The sequence below is a fragment of the Sphingobium sp. genome, assembly GCF_033795625.1.
Lineage (GTDB): Bacteria > Pseudomonadota > Alphaproteobacteria > Sphingomonadales > Sphingomonadaceae > Sphingobium.
This window is the reverse complement of the sequence record NZ_JARYGI010000041.1, coordinates 1-18,384: the sequence shown is the minus strand read 5'-3', so window position 1 is coordinate 18,384 and position 18,384 is coordinate 1. Positions and strand designations below refer to the sequence as shown.

The following is an 18,384-nucleotide window of genomic DNA, read 5'->3' as shown; positions in this document are numbered from 1 at the left end:
GATCCGACTATATAGGGACCATGACCGGAGAATCGAAAGGCCCTGTGGCCACTGAAATCGAAGCGCGCCTGCGCGCCGCCCTGCAACCGCAACAGCTTGCCGTGATCAACGATAGCGCCAAGCATCGCGGACATACCGGAGACGACGGGACTGGCGAGAGCCATTTCACCGTGGAGATCGTGGCGGACGCTTTCACCGGCCAGAGCCGGGTAGCGCGGCAGCGGCTGGTCAATCTGGCGCTGTCGGATTTGCTGCGGGAGAAGATCCACGCGCTGGCGATCAAGGCGAACGCGCCGGCAGAAGCGCCATGAGCGACGCAGACGCCTATGACTTCTGGTATTGGCCGGGCATTCAGGGACGGGGCGAGTTCGTCCGGTTGACTCTGGAGGCAGCCGGTATCCCCTATCGAGACCGTGCGCGGGAAGACGGTGCGCAGGCATTGATGGATGACATGGCCAGTCATGATGTCGGGCCCGCCTTCGCGCCGCCTTATATCTCGATAGACGGGCAGGCGGTGTCGCAGACCGCCAACATCCTGTCGTTCCTGTCTGAGCGGCATGATCTGTCGCCGTCGTCGATGAAGGCCCGTTACTGGCTCAATCAATTGCAACTCACCATCATGGATGTCGTGGAGGAGGCGCATGACGTTCACCACCCGGTCGCCGTGATGCTCTATTATGACGACCAGAAGGCGGAGGCGGCGCGCGCCGCGAAGCATTTCCGGGAGGAGCGCATCCCCAAATATCTGGGCTGGTTCGAAAAGGCGCTGGACGCGCAGCCGGGCGACTGGCTGGCGGGCACGCGGTGGAGCTATGCCGACCTGTCGCTCTTTCAACTTGTGGCGGGGTTGGCCTACGCCTTTCCTCGACGAATGGCGTGCGCGAAGGACGCTTATCCCAAGGTCATGGCCCTGCATGCGCGTGTGGCGGCGCTGCCCGAGCTTCAGGATTATCTGCAGAGCGAACGCCGTGTTCCTTTCAATCAGGACGGCATATTCCGTCATTATCCCGAATTGGACGACGCATGAGCGACGACATCATCATCCAGACCATTGCGCCGACCACCCACGACCTTGGCGACTTCAAGGTCTATCGCAGCCTTCCTGCGAAGGAGCGGACGATGGTGGGGCCGTTCATCTTCTTCGATCAGGCGGGGCCTGCCAAATTCGGGCCGGGTGAAGGGATCGACGTGCGTCCGCATCCGCACATCAACCTGGCGACCGTCACCTATATGTATGAAGGCGCGTTCCAGCATCGCGATTCGCTGGGGTCGAACCAGCTGATCGAGCCGGGCGCGGTCAACCTGATGACGGCGGGCACGGGCATCGTCCATTCGGAGCGCTCTCCCGAAGACGAGCGGCTGCGGGCATCGAAGCTGTCGGCGATCCAGACGTGGATCGCCTTGCCGGACGGGCGTGAGGAAATCGACCCAGCGTTCGAGCATGTGCCCGAGGATGCCTTGCCGGTGCTGGATTACGGCGGCGCGCGGGCGCGGGTCATCATGGGATCGCTATGGGGGCAGCGGGCGCCGGTCACGACCTATGCGCAGACTGTCTATGCCGACATCATGCTCCGTCCAGGCGGGGCAATCCCCATCGAGCCCGAAGCGGACGAGCGCGCCCTCTATGTGTCGGGCGGGGACGCGGCGCTGGATGGCGTGCCGCTGAAGCCGCAGACTTTGTATGTGCTGCGGCCGGGCACGCGGGCGACGCTCTATAGCGTGGACGGCGGGCGCGTGATGCTGTGCGGTGGAGAGGCGTTCAAGACGCCGCGGCATGTGTGGTGGAACTTCGTGTCGTCCACCAAGGACCGGCTGATGCAGGCGCGGGACGATTGGGAAGCGATGCGCTTTCCGCTGATTCCGGGTGATGACGAGGAGTTCATTCCCATTCCGCAGGGTCGGCCGAAGACGGTGAGTTATCCATGATGAGGCAGGACCAGGCATGACCCCCCGTTCGTCCTGAGTAGCCATTGAGCTTGTCGAAATGGCGTATCGAAGGATTGAAGCTTGGTGCAGATGCTTCGATACGGGCCTTCGACTTCGCTCAGTCCCTACTCAGCACGAACGGACATATAAGAACGGCCGGATATTCACTGCCAGAGGAATCCCGGCCACCACCCCGCTTGCCCATTGCCGCGCCCGCAAGTAAAGCCCGCGCCATGAGCCAGCCGCTGATCATCGCCATCCCCAAGGGCCGCATCCTCGAAGAGGCATTGCCCTTGCTCTCGCGCGTCGGGATCGAGCCGGAGGCGGACTTCCACAATGGCAAGAGCCGGGCGCTGCGGTTCGCGACCAATCAGGCGAATGTGTCGATCATCCGGGTGCGCGCATTCGACGTGGCGACCTTCGTGGCGCATGGCGCGGCGCAGATCGGGATCGTCGGGTCCGATGTGGTCGAGGAATTCAACTATTCGGAGCTGTATGCGCCGGTCGATCTCGACATCGGCCATTGCCGCCTGTCGGTCGCAGAGCCCGAGGGTCTGGCCGCGGAGAACGAGGCCGCGTTGAGCCATGTGCGCGTCGCGACCAAATATCCGCACCTGACACGCAAGCATTATGAGGCGCAGGGCATTCAGGCCGAATGCGTGAAGCTGAACGGTGCGATGGAACTGGCGCCGTCGCTGGGGCTGTCGCGGCGGATCGTCGACCTGGTCTCTTCTGGCGCGACACTGAAGGCGAATGGTCTGGTCGAGACAAGCATCATCATGCAGATTTCCGCGCGGCTGATCGTCAATCGCGCCGCGTTCAAGATGCGCTCGGGCGAACTGGTGCCGCTGGTCGAGGCGTTCCGCCGGGCCGTGGGAGTGCGCGATGCCGCTTAGGCTGGACAGCCGTTCGCCGGATTTCGCCGAAGCCTTCACGGCGCTGGTGAATGCGCGCCGCGAGGCGGACGAGGATGTGTCGCGTGATGTGGCCGCGATCCTGAAGCGCGTGCGCAATGAGGGCGACGGTGCGCTCGCGGATTATACGCAGCGCTTCGATCGCCATGATCTGGAGGCGAGCGGCTGGGCGATCCCGGCGGCGGAGCGGAAGGCGGCGCTGGCGGGTATTTCGAGCGAGTTGCGCGATGCGCTGGAACTGGCGGCCGACCGGATCGCGGCCTATCACGAAAAGCAGAAGCCGCAGGACAGCGACGGCGTGGACAGCGCGGGCGTGCGTCTGGGCGCGCGGTGGCGGCCTGTCGATGCGGCGGGGCTGTATGTGCCGGGTGGGCGCGCCGCCTATCCGAGTTCGCTGCTGATGAACGTGATCCCCGCGAAGGTCGCGGGCGTCGAGCGGATCGCGATGGTCACGCCTACGCCCGATGGGATCATCAATCCGATGGTGCTGGCGGCAGCGGAGATCGCCGGGATCGGTGAGATCTGGCGCGTGGGCGGGGCGCAGGCGGTGGCGGCGCTCGCTTATGGCACGCAGCGCATCGCGCCGGTGGACGTGATCGTCGGCCCCGGCAATGCCTGGGTCGCGGAGGCCAAGCGGCAACTCTATGGCGTCGTCGGTATCGACATGGTGGCGGGCCCGTCCGAAATCCTGATCGTCGCCGATGGGAAGAACGATCCGGAGTGGATCGCCGCCGACCTGCTCAGCCAGTCGGAGCATGATCCGACCAGCCAGTCGATCCTGCTGACCGATGACGCCGCTTTCGCCGATGCCGTCGCGGCGGCGGTGGATCGGCAGATACCGGCACTGTCCACGGCGGCCGTGGCGCGGACGAGCTGGGACGCCAATGGCGCGATCATCCTGCTGCCCGATTTGGCGGCGTCGATCCCGCTGGTGAATGCACTGGCGGCCGAGCATCTCGAACTCGCCGTCGATGATCCAGACGCCCTGTTCGCGCAGGTGCGGCATGCCGGATCGGTGTTCCTGGGCCGCATGACGCCCGAAGCAGTGGGCGATTATGTCGCCGGGCCGAACCATGTGCTGCCGACGGGTCGCCGCGCGCGCTTTTCGTCGGGGCTCTCCGTGCTCGACTTCATGAAACGCACCAGCTTCCTCGCGCTGGACCGAACTGCGATCGGCGCCATCGGCCCGGCAGCGGTAGCGCTTGCGACGGCCGAAGGTTTGCCTGCACATGCGGCGTCCGTCGCCCTCCGCCTCCATTCACTCCAGTTTCGCTAAGGAACACAATCATGGCCCTTTCCCTCTATCAGGCGACGGTTCCGTCTTATATCCAGATCCTGAATTCGGTGCTGCGCCTGGTGGACAAGGCGGAGGCCTTCTGCGCGGAAGGGTCTTTGCCTGCTGACGATATCCTGAACGCACGTCTGGCGGAGGACATGCACCCCTTCGTCTATCAGGTGAAGTCCACGACGGTCCATTCCCTCGGCGCGATCAGTGCTCTGCATAAAGGCACATTCAGTCCCGACATGACTCCGCCGCCGAGCAGCTTCGAAGGGCTAAAGGCGCAGCTTGAAACCACGCTTGCGGCACTGACTGCGCTGGCCCCTGAAGATCTGGATGCATATATCGGCCGCGACATGGTGTTCGAACTGGGCGATCGGGGCATGCCGTTCACGGCGGAGAACTTCCTCCTGTCGTTCTCGCAACCCAATTTCTATTTTCACGCAACGACCGCGTATGACATCCTTCGGCATAAAGGCTTGGCAATAGGCAAGCGCGATTTCATCGGCGCCGTCCGGATCACGCCCGCAGCATGAACGCCCGCGCCCAATCCCGCTCCGCTGCCCGCCTCGCCGCCGTGCAGGCGCTGTACCAGCTCGACATGGAGCCCAAGCCGCTGCCGCTGTTGCTGCATGAATTCCACGAACATCGGTTGGGGAAGACCATCGAGGATGTGGAATATGTCCATGCAGAGACCGCGTTCTTCGACGATGTGGTGAAGGGCGTGGACGCGCGGCGCGAGGAAATCGACGGACTGATCGCGAGCAAGCTGTCGACGGGGTGGAGCCTTGAGCGGCTCGACAAGCCGATGCGACAGATATTGCGGGCGGGCACTTACGAGTTGCTGGCGCGGATTGACGTCGGGACCGGCACTGTCATCAGCGAATATGTCGATGTGGCGCATGCGTTTTACGACAAGCGCGAATCAGGCTTCGTCAACGGCCTGCTGGATGCCGTCGCGAAGGTCGCGCGGCCTTGATGGGACTGGGCCTGATGTGAGCGGGGAAAGCGCCTTCATCGATCTGTTGAGGGCGATGGCGACCGATCCTGCTGCACGTGGATTGCAGGACGATGCAGCGGTGCTCGATGTCGGCGACGCGAAGCTGGTGCTGACGAGCGATACGCTGGTCGAGGGCGTGCATTTCCTGGCCCACGATCCGGCGGATAGCATCGGATGGAAGCTGGCGGCGGTGAACCTGTCCGATCTGGCTGCCAAGGGCGCGAAGCCGCGGGCCTGCCTGATGAATTATGCGCTGTCGGGGGACAGCGACTGGGACGCGGCGTTTCTGTCCGGCTTGCAGGCGGCGCTGGAGCGGTTCGGGATGCCGCTGATCGGGGGCGATACCGTGGCAATGCCGGGTGGTGCTCCGCGCAGTTTCACGCTCACCGCCATCGGGGTCGCGACCACGCAGTATGTGCCCTCGCGGGCCGGTGCGAAGGCGGGGGATGTCCTCTATGTCACTGGCCCGGTCGGCGACAGCGGCGCGGGACTGTCCCTGCTGCAATCCGGTAAAGATGAGCCCGCGGCCTTGGTGGAAGCCTACCGCCGCCCGCAACCCCGCGTGAGTGAAGGGCACGCCCTAGCGCCCCATGTCACCGCCATGATGGATGTTTCGGACGGCTTGCTGATCGACGCGGACAGGATCGCGAAGGCGAGTGGCCTGTGCGTGACGATCGACCATATCCCGTTATCCGATGCCTTTATCAGCTTGCGCGGACGTGAAGCGCGCCTCGATGCGGCGACGAGCGGGGATGATTACGAACTGCTGTTCGCCGCGCCCGAAGGCGCATCATTGCCGGTTCCAGCCATCCCCGTCGGCCGCCTTTCATCCGGTGAAGGCCTCCGCCTGCTGCTGGATGGACAGCCTGTCCCGCTGCCTTCGCGCATGGGTTATCAACATCATAGGTAGGCTGGCGCGCGTTCAGCACGCTTGACCTTGCGCGGTACTGCGATAGTCTCCGGCCTGAACACTGCTTGCCGATCAGGATTTGCGCCATGCCGATGCGCCGCCGATTGCCAGCCCTGACCTTAGCGACCGGATGCGCGATCCCCGGCCTGCTCCCCCAGTCATGTCGCCAATTTCCCTGCGGAGCGACCATGAACTGACGAGAACAAGGGGAGAGGATCAATAATGACAATAGTTTACATCGCCATAGGGTGCGGCCTGCTGGCCGTGCTATACGGCATCATCACGGCAAGGCAGGTGCTGAGCGCCTCGCCGGGTAATGCAAAGATGCAGGAAATCGCCGCCGCGATCGAGGAAGGGGCGCAGGCCTATCTGGCGCGGCAGTATCGCACGATCGCCATGGTCGGCGTCGTCGTCGCGGTGCTGGTGTTCGTGTTCCTCGGCGTCACATCGGCCATCGGCTTCCTGATCGGGGCGATTTTATCGGGCGTTGCAGGCTATATCGGCATGAACATTTCGGTCCGCGCCAATGTGCGGACGGCCGAAGCGGCACGCAATTCCCTGCAGAGCGGACTCACCGTCGCGTTCCGCGCGGGTGCGATTACGGGCATGCTGGTGGCGGGGCTGGCTTTGCTCGCGATCTCCGTGTTCTTCTGGTATCTGACGGGTCCTGCGGAGCATGCACCCGATGACCGGCTCGTCATCGACAGCCTGGTTGCGCTCGCGTTCGGTGCATCGCTCATCTCCATCTTTGCGCGGCTCGGCGGCGGTATCTTTACCAAGGCGGCGGATGTCGGCGCGGATCTGGTGGGTAAAGTGGAGGCTGGAATCCCGGAGGACGATCCACGCAACCCGGCCGTGATTGCGGACAATGTGGGCGACAATGTAGGCGACTGCGCAGGGATGGCGGCCGATCTGTTCGAGACCTATGTGGTGACGGTCGGCGCGACCATGGTGCTGATCGCGTTGCTGATCACCGGCGTCGACAATGCGCAACTTATGCAACTGATGTCATTGCCGCTGGCGGTGGGAGGCATCTGCATCATCACGTCGATCATCGGCACCTATTTCGTCCGGCTGGGCGGCAGCCAGTCGATCATGGGCGCGCTTTACAAGGGCTTCTGGTGCACGGCGATCCTGTCCATCGGCGCGATCTATTATGTGACGGCGCAGGTGCTGGGCGACATGAATGCGGTGTTCGGGGCAGACCTCGACGGCGCGGGTGGCTATACCGGCATGGACCTGTTCTGGTCGATGATGGTGGGCTTGGGCGTCACCGGGTTGCTGGTGGTCATCACCGAATATTATACCGGCACCAATTACCGCCCGGTCCGCTCCATCGCCAAGGCTTCGGAGACGGGGCACGGCACCAACGTCATTCAGGGGCTGGCGATCAGTCTTGAATCGACGGCGTTGCCGACGCTGGTTATCGTCATCGGCATCATCGTGTCGCATCAGCTTGCGGGCCTCATCGGCATTGCCTTCGCGGCGACGGCGATGCTGGCACTGGCGGGCATGGTCGTGGCGCTCGACGCTTATGGCCCGGTGACGGACAATGCGGGCGGCATCGCCGAAATGGCGGGCATGGAGCATGACGTGCGCACACGCACCGATGCGTTGGACGCGGTGGGCAACACCACAAAGGCGGTGACGAAGGGCTATGCCATCGGATCGGCGGGGCTAGCGGCTTTGGTGCTGTTCGGGGCGTATACGGAAGACCTGAAGTTCTACAATTCGGCGCTGGGCCTGACCGATGCCGTCGATTTCAGCCTCTCCAATCCCTATGTGATCGTCGGGCTGCTGCTCGGCGCGCTGTTGCCCTATCTGTTCGGCGCGATGGGTATGACGGCAGTAGGCCGTGCCGCGGGCGACGTGGTGAAGGACGTGCGCGCGCAGTTCGCCGAGAACAAGGGCATCATGGATGGCACCAGCAAGCCGGACTATGCCCGCACCGTCGATCTGGTGACGAAGGCGGCGATCAAGGAGATGATCATTCCCAGCCTGCTGCCGGTGCTGGCGCCGATCGTGGTGTACTTCGTGATCGCGGCGGTCGCCGGGGTTTCCAATGGCTTTGCGGCCTTGGGGGCGTTGCTGTTGGGCGTAATCGTGTCGGGGCTGTTCGTCGCGATCTCGATGACCAGCGGCGGCGGCGCATGGGACAACGCCAAGAAGTTCATCGAGGACGGCAATCACGGCGGCAAGGGCAGCGATGCTCACAAGGCTGCCGTCACGGGCGACACGGTGGGCGATCCGTACAAGGACACCGCTGGTCCGGCAGTCAATCCGATGATCAAGATCACCAACATCGTGGCATTGCTGCTGTTGGCGGCATTGGCGCACGGGGCGGTTTAGACGATCTGGCGTAGACGGGATGCCCGTACGGAGTGTTCCGGGCGGGCATCTCGGACCGCTTTTTACGCGAAGTCCGGAATGCCGCAGTTCTGCTTCCTGGAGCGGAAACAACTGTTCAGCGCTGTAAACAGGGCTTGAACGGCACTGGGCGGCATCTATAGCGGCAGCGTGACGGAAGCCGCTGACCTGTTCTCTGCGCCTCTTGCCGCGCTGGACGCACGTGGGCGTTTGCGGCGGCTGGTGCCGCGAGCGGGGCGCGATTTCGCTTCCAATGATTTTCTTGGCCTCGCAGGCGACAGGCAGATTGCGCAGGCGGTGGCCGATGCGGTGGCGCGTGGCGTGCCGGTTGGGTCGGGCGGATCGCGGCTGCTGCGCGGAAACGCGCCCGAGCATGAGGCGCTGGAGGCTCAGGCGGCGGCGTTCTTCGGCAGCGAGGCGGCGCTGTATTTCGCCAATGGGTTTGTCGCCAACATGGCGCTGTTGTCCTGCCTGCCGCAGCGAGGCGATTTGATCGTGGCCGATGCGCTGGTGCATGCGAGCGCGCATGACGGCATCCGGCAATCGAAAGCCGCGCACGTCTTTGCCGGGCACAACGATCCGCAGGCTTTTGCCGACGCCATCACGCGATGGCGGGCGGAGGGCGGCATGGGCCGCGTGTGGATTGCCGTCGAGACGCTCTACAGCATGGATGGCGATATCGCTCCTGTAAGCGCGCTGGCCGAAATTGCTGCGCAGCATGACGCGATGCTGCTGATCGACGAGGCCCACGCGACGGGCGTGTTCGGCCCCGGCGGACGCGGCATCGGCGCGGCGCTGGAGGGGCAGGGGAATGCGGTCTCGTTGCATACCTGCGGCAAGGGACTGGGCGTGGAGGGCGCTCTGGTGTGCGGGCCACGTAGCGTCATCGACTGGCTGGTGAACCGCGCGCGGCCGTTCATCTTCTCGACTGCGCCTTCGCCGCTGATGGCTGTGGCGGTGGGGGCGGCACTGCGCCGGGTGGAGGCGGCTGACGATCTGCGTGCCGGGGTGATGGCTTTGCGCAGACGTGCGGCGGAGGCGATATGCGCGCCGCTTGGATTGCCGGCACCGGAGAGCCAGATTCTGCCGGTGATCCTTGGAGAGGACAAACGCACCATGGCGGTTGCGGCGGCGTTGCAGGCGGCGGGCTTCGACGTGCGCGGTATTCGTCCGCCGACTGTGGCGCCGGGTACATCGCGGTTGCGCATCTCCTTGACGCTGAATGTCGGGCTGGCCGATGTGGACGCTCTGGGCGTGGCGCTGCGGGAGGCGCTTGCATGACGCGGGCGGTGGTCGTGACGGGCACGGATACCGGGATCGGCAAGACCGTGTTCGCCGCAGGGCTCGCGGCGGTGCTTGGCGCGCCTTATTGGAAGCCGGTGCAGGCCGGGATGTACCCGGCGAGCGATACCGAGGTCGCGACGATGCTGGGCGTGCGCGTGCTGCCGGAGGCGTATCGCCTCGCGACGCCTGCCTCGCCGCATCTCGCGGCGCGGATCGACGGGGTGGCGATCGATCCCGAACGGCTCGCGCTGCCGCAGGTGGACGGCTCGCTGGTTGTCGAGGGGGCGGGGGGTGTCCTGGTGCCGCTCACCGAGTCCTTGCTGTATGCCGATATGTTCGCGACGTGGCAGGCTCCGGTGATCCTGTGCGCGCGGACGGGGCTTGGGACCATCAACCACAGTCTGCTCAGCATCGAGGCATTGCGCGCACGTGGCGTGCCGCTGCTCGGCGTCGCCTTCATCGGCGATGCGCATGAGGAGAACGAACATATCGTGCCGCTGATCGGCAAGATTGCTTCGCTCGGCCGCCTGCCGATGCTGGAAAAGATCACCGCGGACACACTGGCACAGGCAATGCGGGAGCATATCGATCTGGCTACGATAAAGGCGGCGCTGTGACTTCGTCCGTCTGGCATCCCTTCACGCAACATGGCCTGAACGAGCCGATCCCGCAGGTCGTCCGGGCAGAGGGAGCGTTGCTTCACTGCGCCGATGGCAGCACGCTGATCGACGCGATCTCAAGCTGGTGGGTGACGACGCATGGACATTGCCACCCGCGTATCGTGGCCGCCATCGCCGACCAGGCCGCCCGGCTCGATCAGGTCATATTCGCCGGATATACGCATGAGCCCGCCGAGGCCGTCGCGCGTGGCGTGATCGACATCGCGCCGTCGGGCCTTCAGCATGTCTTCTTTTCCGACAGCGGGTCGACTGCGGTGGAAGTCGCGCTGAAGATGGCGCTTGGCTACTGGAATGTCGTCGACAGTCGCAGGGTGTCGATTCTGGTCATGGAGCATAGCTATCATGGCGACACCATCGGCACGATGTCGGTGGGCGAGCGCGGGGCGTTCAATCGCGCCTATGAGCCGCTATTGTTCGATGTGGGCACTATCCCCTTTCCGGTAGCCGGGAGCGAGCAGGCAACGCTGGACGCGCTGGCGGCTGCCTGCGCCGCAAAGCCTGCCGCGTTCATCGTGGAGCCGCTGGTCCTCGGCGCGGGCGGGATGCTGGTGTATCCTACATGGGTGTTGCGGGAGATGGCGGCGATCTGTGCGCGCCATGATGTGCTTTTCATCGCCGACGAAGTGATGACCGGATGGGGCCGTACCGGCACGCTGTTCGCCTGCGAACAGGCTGGCGTCAGCCCGGACATCATGTGTCTTGCCAAGGGGATTACCGGAGGCGCGATACCGCTGGCGGTGACGTTGGCGAACGGGCGGCTATTCGAGGCGCACCGGTCGACTGACCGAGCGCGGATGTTCTTCCATTCCAGCAGCTACACCGCGAATCCGATTGCCTGTGCCGCCGCGGCTGCGAACCTTGCCATCTGGGCGGAGGAGGATGTTCTCGGTCGGATCGCGACGCTCTCGGCAGCAGTGGCGGATCGCATGGCGGCGCTCGATGGTGCGATCTTCGCCAACCCTCGTCAGATCGGCACCATCGCCGCAATCGATCTGGTGACGGACGACAGGGGTTATCTGTCCACGCTGGGTCCTGAACTCCGGGCGTTTTTCCTTGAGCGCGGCCTATTGTTGCGGCCGCTGGGGAATACTATCTACGTGATGCCGCCTTATTGCACCGATGCCGGCCAGTTGACCTGCATCTTCGACGCCATAGCCGAGGCCGGCGCACACTTTGCCTGAACCCGCGCACACAGCGCCGGGGACGGCATAGCTTTTCATTTGCACACTTAGGCGCTATGGCGGCGCGAATTTTTAAGTCTATCGGGAATTTATGGCGAAAGAAGAACTGCTTGAAATGCGCGGGTCCGTTGTGGAATTGCTTCCCAACGCGATGTTCCGCGTGAAGCTTGAGAATGACCATGAGATATTGGGCCACACCGCAGGCAAGATGCGCAAGAACCGCATCCGCGTGCTGGTGGGCGATGAAGTGCTTGTCGAACTGACGCCCTATGATCTGACCAAGGGTCGGATTACCTACCGCTTCAAATGACCGGAGCCGCCACGGCGGGTCTATCGGGCGACATCAGGACACAGCTCGTGCTGGCGTCCGCTTCGCCGCGTCGGCTGGATCTGCTGGCGCAGATCGGGGTCGTGCCGGATGCCGTCGATCCCGCTGACATAGACGAGACGCCTGGGAAAGCTGAGCAGCCGCATCTTTATGCCGCGAGAATGGCGGCGGAAAAGGCGCAGGCGGTGGCCACGCGTCGTCCCGGGTGCCTGATCCTGTCGGGCGATACCGTGGTTGCGGCAGGGCGGCGCATATTGCCGAAAGCGGAGAGCGAAGCGGAGGCGCGTGCCTGTCTCGATGTGCTGTCGGGCCGCCGCCATCGGGTGCTGAGCGCCGTCACCCTGATCGATGCCAAGGGGCAGGCGCGGCACAAGCTGTCCACCAGCATAGTCACTTTCAAGCGGCTGCACCCTGACGAGATCGCCGCCTATCTCGCATCCGGCGAGTGGCAGGGCAAGGCGGGCGGCTATGCGATCCAGGGCCTCGCCGCCGGGCTCATCCGCGCCCTTCAGGGTAGCCATTCCGGCGTCGTCGGACTGCCGCTCTATGAAACGCGCGCCTTGCTTCGGGCCTCGGGATATCCCTGTGGCTGAGTGGCTGTACGAGGAAGGCATCGGCGAGGCCCGCGCGGCGCTGATCGAAAAAGGCCGCATCGTCGAGGCGCAGATCGAGCGCGACAACCGCATGGTTCTGGCAGGCGCGGCGGCGCAGGGCAAGCTCGTCCGCACGCTGATCCCCAAGAAGCGCGGCATCGTCCGGCTCGACACAGGCGAGGAAGTGCTGCTGGAGCCCATCCCGCCCAAGGTTGCGGAAGGAAGCATGGTCGTCGTCGACATCATGCGCTCCGCCATTCCCGAAGAGGGTCGCGCCAAGCTCGCCAAGGGCCGTATCTCCGCGCCCGGTACGAAGCCGCATCCCGGCCCGAGCCTGCTGCAGAGGCTGCGCGACACGGGCGTTCCGATCTTGCCATGCCCCGCCCATGAAGAAGACCGGCTGGAGGAGCATGGCTGGAGCGAATTGCTGGAAGAAGCGGCGAGCGGCGAAGTGGGCAGCGAAGACGCGGCGCTGCGCATCTTCCCGACGCCCGCCATGGTGCTGATCGACGTGGACGGCAGCCTGCCGCCCGCGCAACTCGGACCCAAGGGCGCGAAGCTTGCCGCGATGGCGATCCGGCGCATGGGCCTGACCGGATCGATCGGCATCGACTTGCCGACGATGAACAACAAGGACGAGCGGCTGATCGCGGCGGCGCAGGTGGACAAATATCTGCCGCTGCCCTTCGAGCGGACGGCGGTGAATGGCTTCGGCTTCATCCAGATCGTCCGCAAGCGGGAGCGGGCGTCGCTAATCGAACTGCTGCGGCAGGACCCGGTTCTGACTGCGGCGATGGCGCTGCTCCGCCGGGCGGAGCGGCACGGGACGGGCGGGGGCGTCACCATCGTCGGCGCGCCTGCCGTAATCACCTTGCTGAACAAGCACCCGGAGTGGCTGGAGCAGCTTGGGGTTCGGCGTGGCGGCCTTGTCACACTGCGCGCGGAACCCACATTGTCGCTTTCTGCGGGATATATGGAATAGCCATGGCACGTGCCCAGACCTGCCCGGTGTGCAAGGCACCGACGGTAGCCGAATACAAGCCCTTCTGCAGCCGTGGCTGCCGCGATCGCGACTTGCTCAAATGGCTGGGCGAAGACTATCGCGTGCCCGGCCCGCCAGCCGAGCTGTCTTTGGAAAAAGACGACGAATAGGGGCTAGACAGCCCCGCCAGCGGACGCTTATAGGCAGCGCTCTCAATCGCCGGAGCGACGCGCTTCTGGCATTGATGCCCGGGTAGCTCAGTTGGTAGAGCATGCGATTGAAAATCGCAGTGTCGGCGGTTCGACCCCGTCCCCGGGCACCACTTATTTATCTATTTAGGATCAAGTACTTAGTTGGTTTTCTGCCAGCGTAGAATTCCTGCGCAATGTCCGGAGGTTGGCCGTATTGCCATCTATTCTACAGGTCTCGAGAGACCTTTTGGGTGAGCCAAGTGTTGATCTGAAGTGACTTTATCTCGGCGCCGGAAATTCCAGCTCTGTAGGCAAAGTCATCGGCCCCTTCATCGCCGGTCAGAGACAAATTGTGTACTGCTCTACCATCGCAGATTGGTGCGAACCACGCGCACGGCGAATTTGCATCGCGATGTCGCTGTTTCGTCCCGCTGTCCCTGCACCATACATTTATCTAATCATAAGAAGATACTTAGCTGGATTGTTGTCAGCCTATAACTCATCCACAATGTTCGGAGCTTGGCCGCTTAGCCATATATTTTAAAGTCTGGAGAACCCTATATCGCGGGCCAGCCTATTGATGAGTGGTGACTTTATCTCGGCGCCCGAAATCCCAGCTTTGTAGCACAGTCAGCGTTCGGGACATCAGCGAGCAGCGACGAAGTTGTGTGCTGCTCTCTCACGAGAGTTGATTGGATCAGGCAGCAGATGGAGGCAGGCGGTGGAACGGGGGATTGATGAATTCGGTTCAAGGCAGCCCAAACTGGCTGGAAATTCGAAACCCTAGTCGTTGCCATACTGCGTCTGAAGCAATTGATAACATTGTGATCATACTGAAAATGGGGCCGTCCATTGAACGATAAGAGGGAAGACCAGCCTAACTAGGACCAACCGCGATGCGGCCGTTGTCGTCAGTCCAATCCACAAAGCGACAGGCTCGCTCCGAGATTAGCTGCCTAATCCGATTTTCAAGTTCAATGAGGCGCTGTTCGAATGAAAGCTCAGCCACGTTTTCATTAATTTTGTCGACGAGAAACAATTTCTATCCCCTGAATCGCCCGCAGCCAGAATCGATGCTTCTAAACATCGCATAAATAGACCGCTTGGGCTACAATTTTCAGGCAAAGGATTGCATGTCACGCGAGCGCCCGAAACCGGAAACCCATAAGTTCGGCATACGGGCCTTCCACGACGACCTACAACCGATTCAATCGCTGGCCGCGGCGGGGTTCTGGACGGAGATGCTTGATGCCTTGGCCGAGGCGGGCGCAGTCACGCAAAGCACGGCGATCGACAGCACCTACATTAAGGTCCAGCGCTCGGCGTTTGGCGGAAAATGGGGCGCCAGACGCAAGCAATCGGTCGTTCTCGCGGTGGCTGGACAACCAAGATCCATGCCCTGACCGATGTGCTGGGCCGGCCCTATGCCTTGATGCTCACCGCAGGCAACGTCAGCGAGGTCAAGGCCGCGCCGGCGTTGCTCGGACGCGCGGGCCCCTTGCGGTACCTGCTCGATGACAAGGGCTACGATGCGAACAGTATTCGCAAGGCCCTGTGCCAGAACGCAACCATTCCGGTCATTCCCGGCAGGCGCAACCGGAAACGCGCTATCCGCTACGATCAGCAGCGCTACCGAGGCCGCCATCTCATCGAGAAAGCTTTCTGCCGGATCAAGGATTTCCGCCGCGTCGCTACCCGCTACGACAAACTCGCCGCCAACTTCCTGTCAGGCGTAGCGCTCGTGACCGCACTGGCATTCTGGCTGTGATTGAGTCTCAGCCCGAGGGAGCCATGGGAAGCGAACTTGAAATCAAGCAAGGTCTCTGCGTGATAGAGAACTACTCCGAAGGCTGCTACGCTGCGGATGCCATTCATCGTATCATATGCGCTATACCTGCCTTTATCTGATTTCCTGTGTCTCTATATCCCAGTGCTGGTCCGGCGTGCTGCCATTTCTGTCCAGACGAAGGGATGGCCCAGCGTGAAATTTGGACAGAGCTATCATAGGGAAGGTTGCCGTTGCTAAAAAAAGTTTAGGCTATGCAACTTGGCGCTATTCATCCCTGCCAAACCAGCCGGCATAGACTTGACGTGCAAACTCTTAGGCAGGTTGCGGATGGAGCTGCAACGGCGCTGCGGATTAACATTTGGCGAGCGGCAAAGATTGTCCATAAGAAAGCTTTGCGCTCAGTTTGTACCCAGGCGAAATCTTCCGCGTGCAGCGATATTTTGTCGGATTTCCGTTCACTATGAACGATAATCATGATGGAGCAACGTCGTTCGCTGATCGGGTTTTAAGGGCGGCAGAACGCTTCGCGCAACAGCAACGTAAATTGCGCATTAAGAATACCGCACAGCGAAGGCTTCACAGGTTCCTGACTATCAGGGGGCAACCCCGACAGGAACCTAAGCCCATGTATTATGCAGCTAATAATCTGGAACTCAGTCTGAGCATAAATCCCAACAACTGGATTGGTTCCCACAAAGCGGGAACAATTTTGGGCACTGCGTATAACGACGTGTTCTACGGCATTTCCGGCGACCGGATGTCCGGAGGCAAGGGCGACGACCACTATTATGTGTGGGACGCGAATTACTCCATTACGGAGTTGGCTGGACAGGGCACCGACACACTCTACAGCTATGCCTACACGCCGATCACTCTAGCTGCGAACGTAGAAAACCTTGTTCTCGCCGGCGCTGGCGCAAAAATGGGTTTTGGCAACAGCCTCAACAACATCATCACGGCAGGCGCCACCGGAGCCTACATGGATGGCGGTCGCGGTAACGACGTCCTGATCGGCGGCAGCGGGTTTGACACCATCGTCGTCAAGGCAGGCCAAGGGTCGGACACGGTCTATAACTTCACCTCGGGGCAGGATACCATACGTCTCGACGGCTTCAGCATCGGCAACTTCAAGACCCTTATGTCACATGCCACTCAACAAGGCAGCGACGTAAAGTTCGATCTGGGCAATGGCGAGCAACTGATGGTGCGCGGCGCCACGGTGTCCAGCTTCAAGGCTACGGACTTCGGCTTCCTGCATGATAGCGCCATTGTCGTGGATGCCCCCAATTCGGCTCCGCTCGCCGGCCAAAACACGTTGAAAGGCACGCATGCGGGTCAGACCAACAATGGCTGGTACGCCATCAACAATGCGTGGAACGCGGCGAGCCTGAAGTATGGCACGGATTATACCAACAGCGTTTCCTATACCCACCAGGACCTTTCCAAAGGAACGACGTTCAATTGGGATTTTCCCAAGCTGTCTCTCGCGGAAGGCACCGCCGGTAATGTGCTGGCCTATCCCGATCTGCTGTTCGGCGCATCGCCCTTCTCAGGAGGGACCAACCCGGGAGACAAGGCGCAGGTATTCCCCGTACAGTTGAGCAAGCTCACATCCCTTAAGGCCGACTTCGATGTCGGCTACAGCGGCGACACAAGCGGCTTCAACGTCGCATTCGACATCTGGCTGACCAACAAGCCCGGCGGCGACGCATCGACCGTCACCAACGAGATCATGGTGTGGCTGCACAAGGGCGACTTCGAAGCCTTCGGTGACAAGATCGGCACGTATCAGGACGGTGACTTCGCGGGCACCATCTACCGTGCGCCCGGCACGCATTACACTGCCATCGTCGCCAACAGCGATATACCGGTAGGGACGCTGGACATGGTCAAGCTGTTCAACACGCTGATCGACATGGGTATCGTCGGCAAGGACGAGTATCTCGCTATGTCGCAGCTTGGCGCAGAAGTGGTGTCCGGCTCCGGTACGTTGACGATCAACCATCTGAACTACGACGTGCAATCCAAAGAACCCGATGGCACGCTGAAGATCCAGCATGTCACGGGTACAGGAACGACGACGGAGATCGTCAGCCCGATCACCACCATCGACGGCACGAACGGCGCGGACAATCTGGTCGCCACGGGATCGCAGTCGATCCTCCATGCGCTTGATGGCGACGATACGCTGACGGTTGTCTCCGGAACCAGCACTCTACACGGCAGCAAGGGCAATGACACTTACGTCTTGCGCTCGCTGAACGATACGGTCGTTGAGCTTTCGGGCGAAGGGAACGACACGGTGAAGGCCGGGTTCAGCTACACGTTAACCGATCACGTCGAAAATCTGGTCCTGACCGGAACCGAAGCGATCAATGGCACAGGCAACGCGCTCAACAACTTCCTGTATGGCAACAGCGCGAGTAACCGCCTCGAAGGCGGCGCAGGCGACGACATGCTGGACGGCGGCGCAGGCGCGGATATGCTGGTCGGAGGCGCCGGCTTCGACTTCGCCGTGTACGCATCCGCAAAGAGTGGAGTAAGAGCAAATCTATGGCAGACGCAGTCAGGCGGCGATGCGATTGGCGACACCTATTCCTCGATCGAAGGCCTGATCGGGTCGAAATTTGACGACTGGCTAACTGGCGACAATAGCGACAACATCCTGAAGGGCGGTGCGGGCGACGACTTTCTGGACGGCAGTGGCGGTACGGACATGCTTTATGGCGGCGCGGGCAAGGATGGCTTAGTGGGCGGTTATCGCGCGGACACCTTCATGTTCGGATCGGGCGATGCCCGTGACACTATATATGACCTGCACTTCAATGGCGTCCGCGACACGGTGAAGCTGAACACTAACCTTGGCGTTGCGAGCTATGCCGACTGATCTGCCCCCTTCTGAGTGGTCCAGAATCTCTGTTATTTTGGATTATGAAGGAGTTTGGAAATGGGCAAGAGGC

General features: G+C 62.2%; 17 protein-coding genes, 1 tRNA gene and 1 pseudogene. All 19 read left to right on the top strand.

Annotation, left to right across the window (positions count from 1 at the left end; translation table 11 throughout):
* Window positions 1–20 precede the first annotated feature (20 nt).
* Complete coding sequence (locus QHC67_RS16095; RefSeq protein ID WP_319295813.1) at window positions 21–311, top strand: BolA family protein; 291 nt, start codon at window positions 21–23, stop codon at window positions 309–311.
* Window positions 308–1,027: a glutathione S-transferase gene (locus QHC67_RS16090; protein WP_319295811.1), complete on the top strand. Its 720-nt coding sequence runs from the start codon at window positions 308–310 to the stop codon at window positions 1,025–1,027. Before QHC67_RS16095 ends, QHC67_RS16090 begins: the two co-directional genes overlap by 4 nt.
* On the top strand, window positions 1,024–1,926 hold the full coding sequence (locus tag QHC67_RS16085; RefSeq protein ID WP_319295810.1) for a pirin family protein: 903 nt from the start codon (window positions 1,024–1,026) through the stop codon (window positions 1,924–1,926). The genes QHC67_RS16090 and QHC67_RS16085 overlap by 4 nt, the downstream gene beginning before the upstream one ends.
* 233 nt (window positions 1,927–2,159) lie before the next feature.
* Entirely contained in the window at window positions 2,160–2,822 is a 663-nt protein-coding gene (hisG, locus tag QHC67_RS16080) for an ATP phosphoribosyltransferase (protein ID WP_319295808.1), read from the top strand.
* Window positions 2,812–4,116, top strand: coding sequence for a histidinol dehydrogenase (gene hisD / locus QHC67_RS16075; protein ID WP_319295807.1), 1,305 nt, complete (start codon window positions 2,812–2,814; stop codon window positions 4,114–4,116). Before hisG ends, hisD begins: the two co-directional genes overlap by 11 nt.
* 11 nt (window positions 4,117–4,127) lie before the next feature.
* Window positions 4,128–4,655, top strand: a complete 528-nt coding sequence (locus QHC67_RS16070) for a DUF1993 domain-containing protein (protein ID WP_319295805.1) — start codon at window positions 4,128–4,130, stop codon at window positions 4,653–4,655.
* Window positions 4,652–5,098, top strand: a complete 447-nt coding sequence (gene nusB / locus QHC67_RS16065) for a transcription antitermination factor NusB (RefSeq protein WP_319295804.1) — start codon at window positions 4,652–4,654, stop codon at window positions 5,096–5,098. Before QHC67_RS16070 ends, nusB begins: the two co-directional genes overlap by 4 nt.
* Window positions 5,099–5,114: 16 nt before the next feature.
* Window positions 5,115–6,029, top strand: coding sequence for a thiamine-phosphate kinase (gene thiL, locus QHC67_RS16060; RefSeq protein ID WP_319295802.1), 915 nt, complete (start codon window positions 5,115–5,117; stop codon window positions 6,027–6,029).
* A gap of 222 nt (window positions 6,030–6,251) precedes the next feature.
* Entirely contained in the window at window positions 6,252–8,378 is a 2,127-nt protein-coding gene (locus QHC67_RS16055; protein ID WP_319295801.1) for a sodium-translocating pyrophosphatase, read from the top strand.
* Between the two features lie 168 nt (window positions 8,379–8,546).
* The gene (locus tag QHC67_RS16050) at window positions 8,547–9,677 is read left to right on the top strand and encodes an 8-amino-7-oxononanoate synthase (RefSeq protein WP_319295799.1); all 1,131 of its coding nucleotides are present in this window, start codon (window positions 8,547–8,549) and stop codon (window positions 9,675–9,677) included.
* The gene (gene bioD / locus QHC67_RS16045; RefSeq protein WP_319295798.1) at window positions 9,674–10,297 is read left to right on the top strand and encodes a dethiobiotin synthase; all 624 of its coding nucleotides are present in this window, start codon (window positions 9,674–9,676) and stop codon (window positions 10,295–10,297) included. Before QHC67_RS16050 ends, bioD begins: the two co-directional genes overlap by 4 nt.
* The gene (locus tag QHC67_RS16040; protein WP_319295797.1) at window positions 10,294–11,541 is read left to right on the top strand and encodes an adenosylmethionine--8-amino-7-oxononanoate transaminase; all 1,248 of its coding nucleotides are present in this window, start codon (window positions 10,294–10,296) and stop codon (window positions 11,539–11,541) included. Before bioD ends, QHC67_RS16040 begins: the two co-directional genes overlap by 4 nt.
* 91 nt (window positions 11,542–11,632) lie before the next feature.
* The gene (gene infA, locus QHC67_RS16035; protein WP_037524582.1) at window positions 11,633–11,851 is read left to right on the top strand and encodes a translation initiation factor IF-1; all 219 of its coding nucleotides are present in this window, start codon (window positions 11,633–11,635) and stop codon (window positions 11,849–11,851) included.
* Window positions 11,848–12,462, top strand: a complete 615-nt coding sequence (locus QHC67_RS16030; protein WP_319295794.1) for a nucleoside triphosphate pyrophosphatase — start codon at window positions 11,848–11,850, stop codon at window positions 12,460–12,462. Before infA ends, QHC67_RS16030 begins: the two co-directional genes overlap by 4 nt.
* Window positions 12,455–13,444 (top strand): ribonuclease, encoded by a 990-nt coding sequence (locus tag QHC67_RS16025; protein WP_319295792.1) that lies wholly within the window; start codon window positions 12,455–12,457, stop codon window positions 13,442–13,444. The genes QHC67_RS16030 and QHC67_RS16025 overlap by 8 nt, the downstream gene beginning before the upstream one ends.
* 2 nt (window positions 13,445–13,446) lie before the next feature.
* Window positions 13,447–13,614 carry a DNA gyrase inhibitor YacG gene (locus QHC67_RS16020; protein WP_319295791.1) on the top strand — a complete coding sequence of 56 codons (168 nt, stop codon included), beginning with the start codon at window positions 13,447–13,449 and terminating at the stop codon, window positions 13,612–13,614.
* A gap of 76 nt (window positions 13,615–13,690) precedes the next feature.
* Window positions 13,691–13,766: transfer RNA gene (locus QHC67_RS16015), tRNA-Phe, on the top strand.
* Window positions 13,767–14,811: 1,045 nt separating this feature from the next.
* Window positions 14,812–15,403: pseudogene (locus tag QHC67_RS16010) on the top strand (IS5 family transposase); the annotation flags it as partial.
* 646 nt (window positions 15,404–16,049) lie between these two features.
* The gene (locus QHC67_RS16005; protein ID WP_319295790.1) at window positions 16,050–18,311 is read left to right on the top strand and encodes a GH12 family glycosyl hydrolase domain-containing protein; all 2,262 of its coding nucleotides are present in this window, start codon (window positions 16,050–16,052) and stop codon (window positions 18,309–18,311) included.
* The last annotated feature ends 73 nt before the right edge of the window (window positions 18,312–18,384 follow it).

Coding starts and splice junctions, on each gene's coding strand:
- QHC67_RS16095 (WP_319295813.1), top strand. CDS start 21: ATGACCGGAGAATCGAAAGGCCCTGTGGCCACTGAAATCGAAGCGCGC.
- QHC67_RS16090 (WP_319295811.1), top strand. CDS start 308: ATGAGCGACGCAGACGCCTATGACTTCTGGTATTGGCCGGGCATTCAG.
- QHC67_RS16085 (WP_319295810.1), top strand. CDS start 1,024: ATGAGCGACGACATCATCATCCAGACCATTGCGCCGACCACCCACGAC.
- hisG (WP_319295808.1), top strand. CDS start 2,160: ATGAGCCAGCCGCTGATCATCGCCATCCCCAAGGGCCGCATCCTCGAA.
- hisD (WP_319295807.1), top strand. CDS start 2,812: ATGCCGCTTAGGCTGGACAGCCGTTCGCCGGATTTCGCCGAAGCCTTC.
- QHC67_RS16070 (WP_319295805.1), top strand. CDS start 4,128: ATGGCCCTTTCCCTCTATCAGGCGACGGTTCCGTCTTATATCCAGATC.
- nusB (WP_319295804.1), top strand. CDS start 4,652: ATGAACGCCCGCGCCCAATCCCGCTCCGCTGCCCGCCTCGCCGCCGTG.
- QHC67_RS16055 (WP_319295801.1), top strand. CDS start 6,252: ATGACAATAGTTTACATCGCCATAGGGTGCGGCCTGCTGGCCGTGCTA.
- bioD (WP_319295798.1), top strand. CDS start 9,674: ATGACGCGGGCGGTGGTCGTGACGGGCACGGATACCGGGATCGGCAAG.
- infA (WP_037524582.1), top strand. CDS start 11,633: ATGGCGAAAGAAGAACTGCTTGAAATGCGCGGGTCCGTTGTGGAATTG.
- QHC67_RS16030 (WP_319295794.1), top strand. CDS start 11,848: ATGACCGGAGCCGCCACGGCGGGTCTATCGGGCGACATCAGGACACAG.
- QHC67_RS16020 (WP_319295791.1), top strand. CDS start 13,447: ATGGCACGTGCCCAGACCTGCCCGGTGTGCAAGGCACCGACGGTAGCC.
- QHC67_RS16005 (WP_319295790.1), top strand. CDS start 16,050: ATGTATTATGCAGCTAATAATCTGGAACTCAGTCTGAGCATAAATCCC.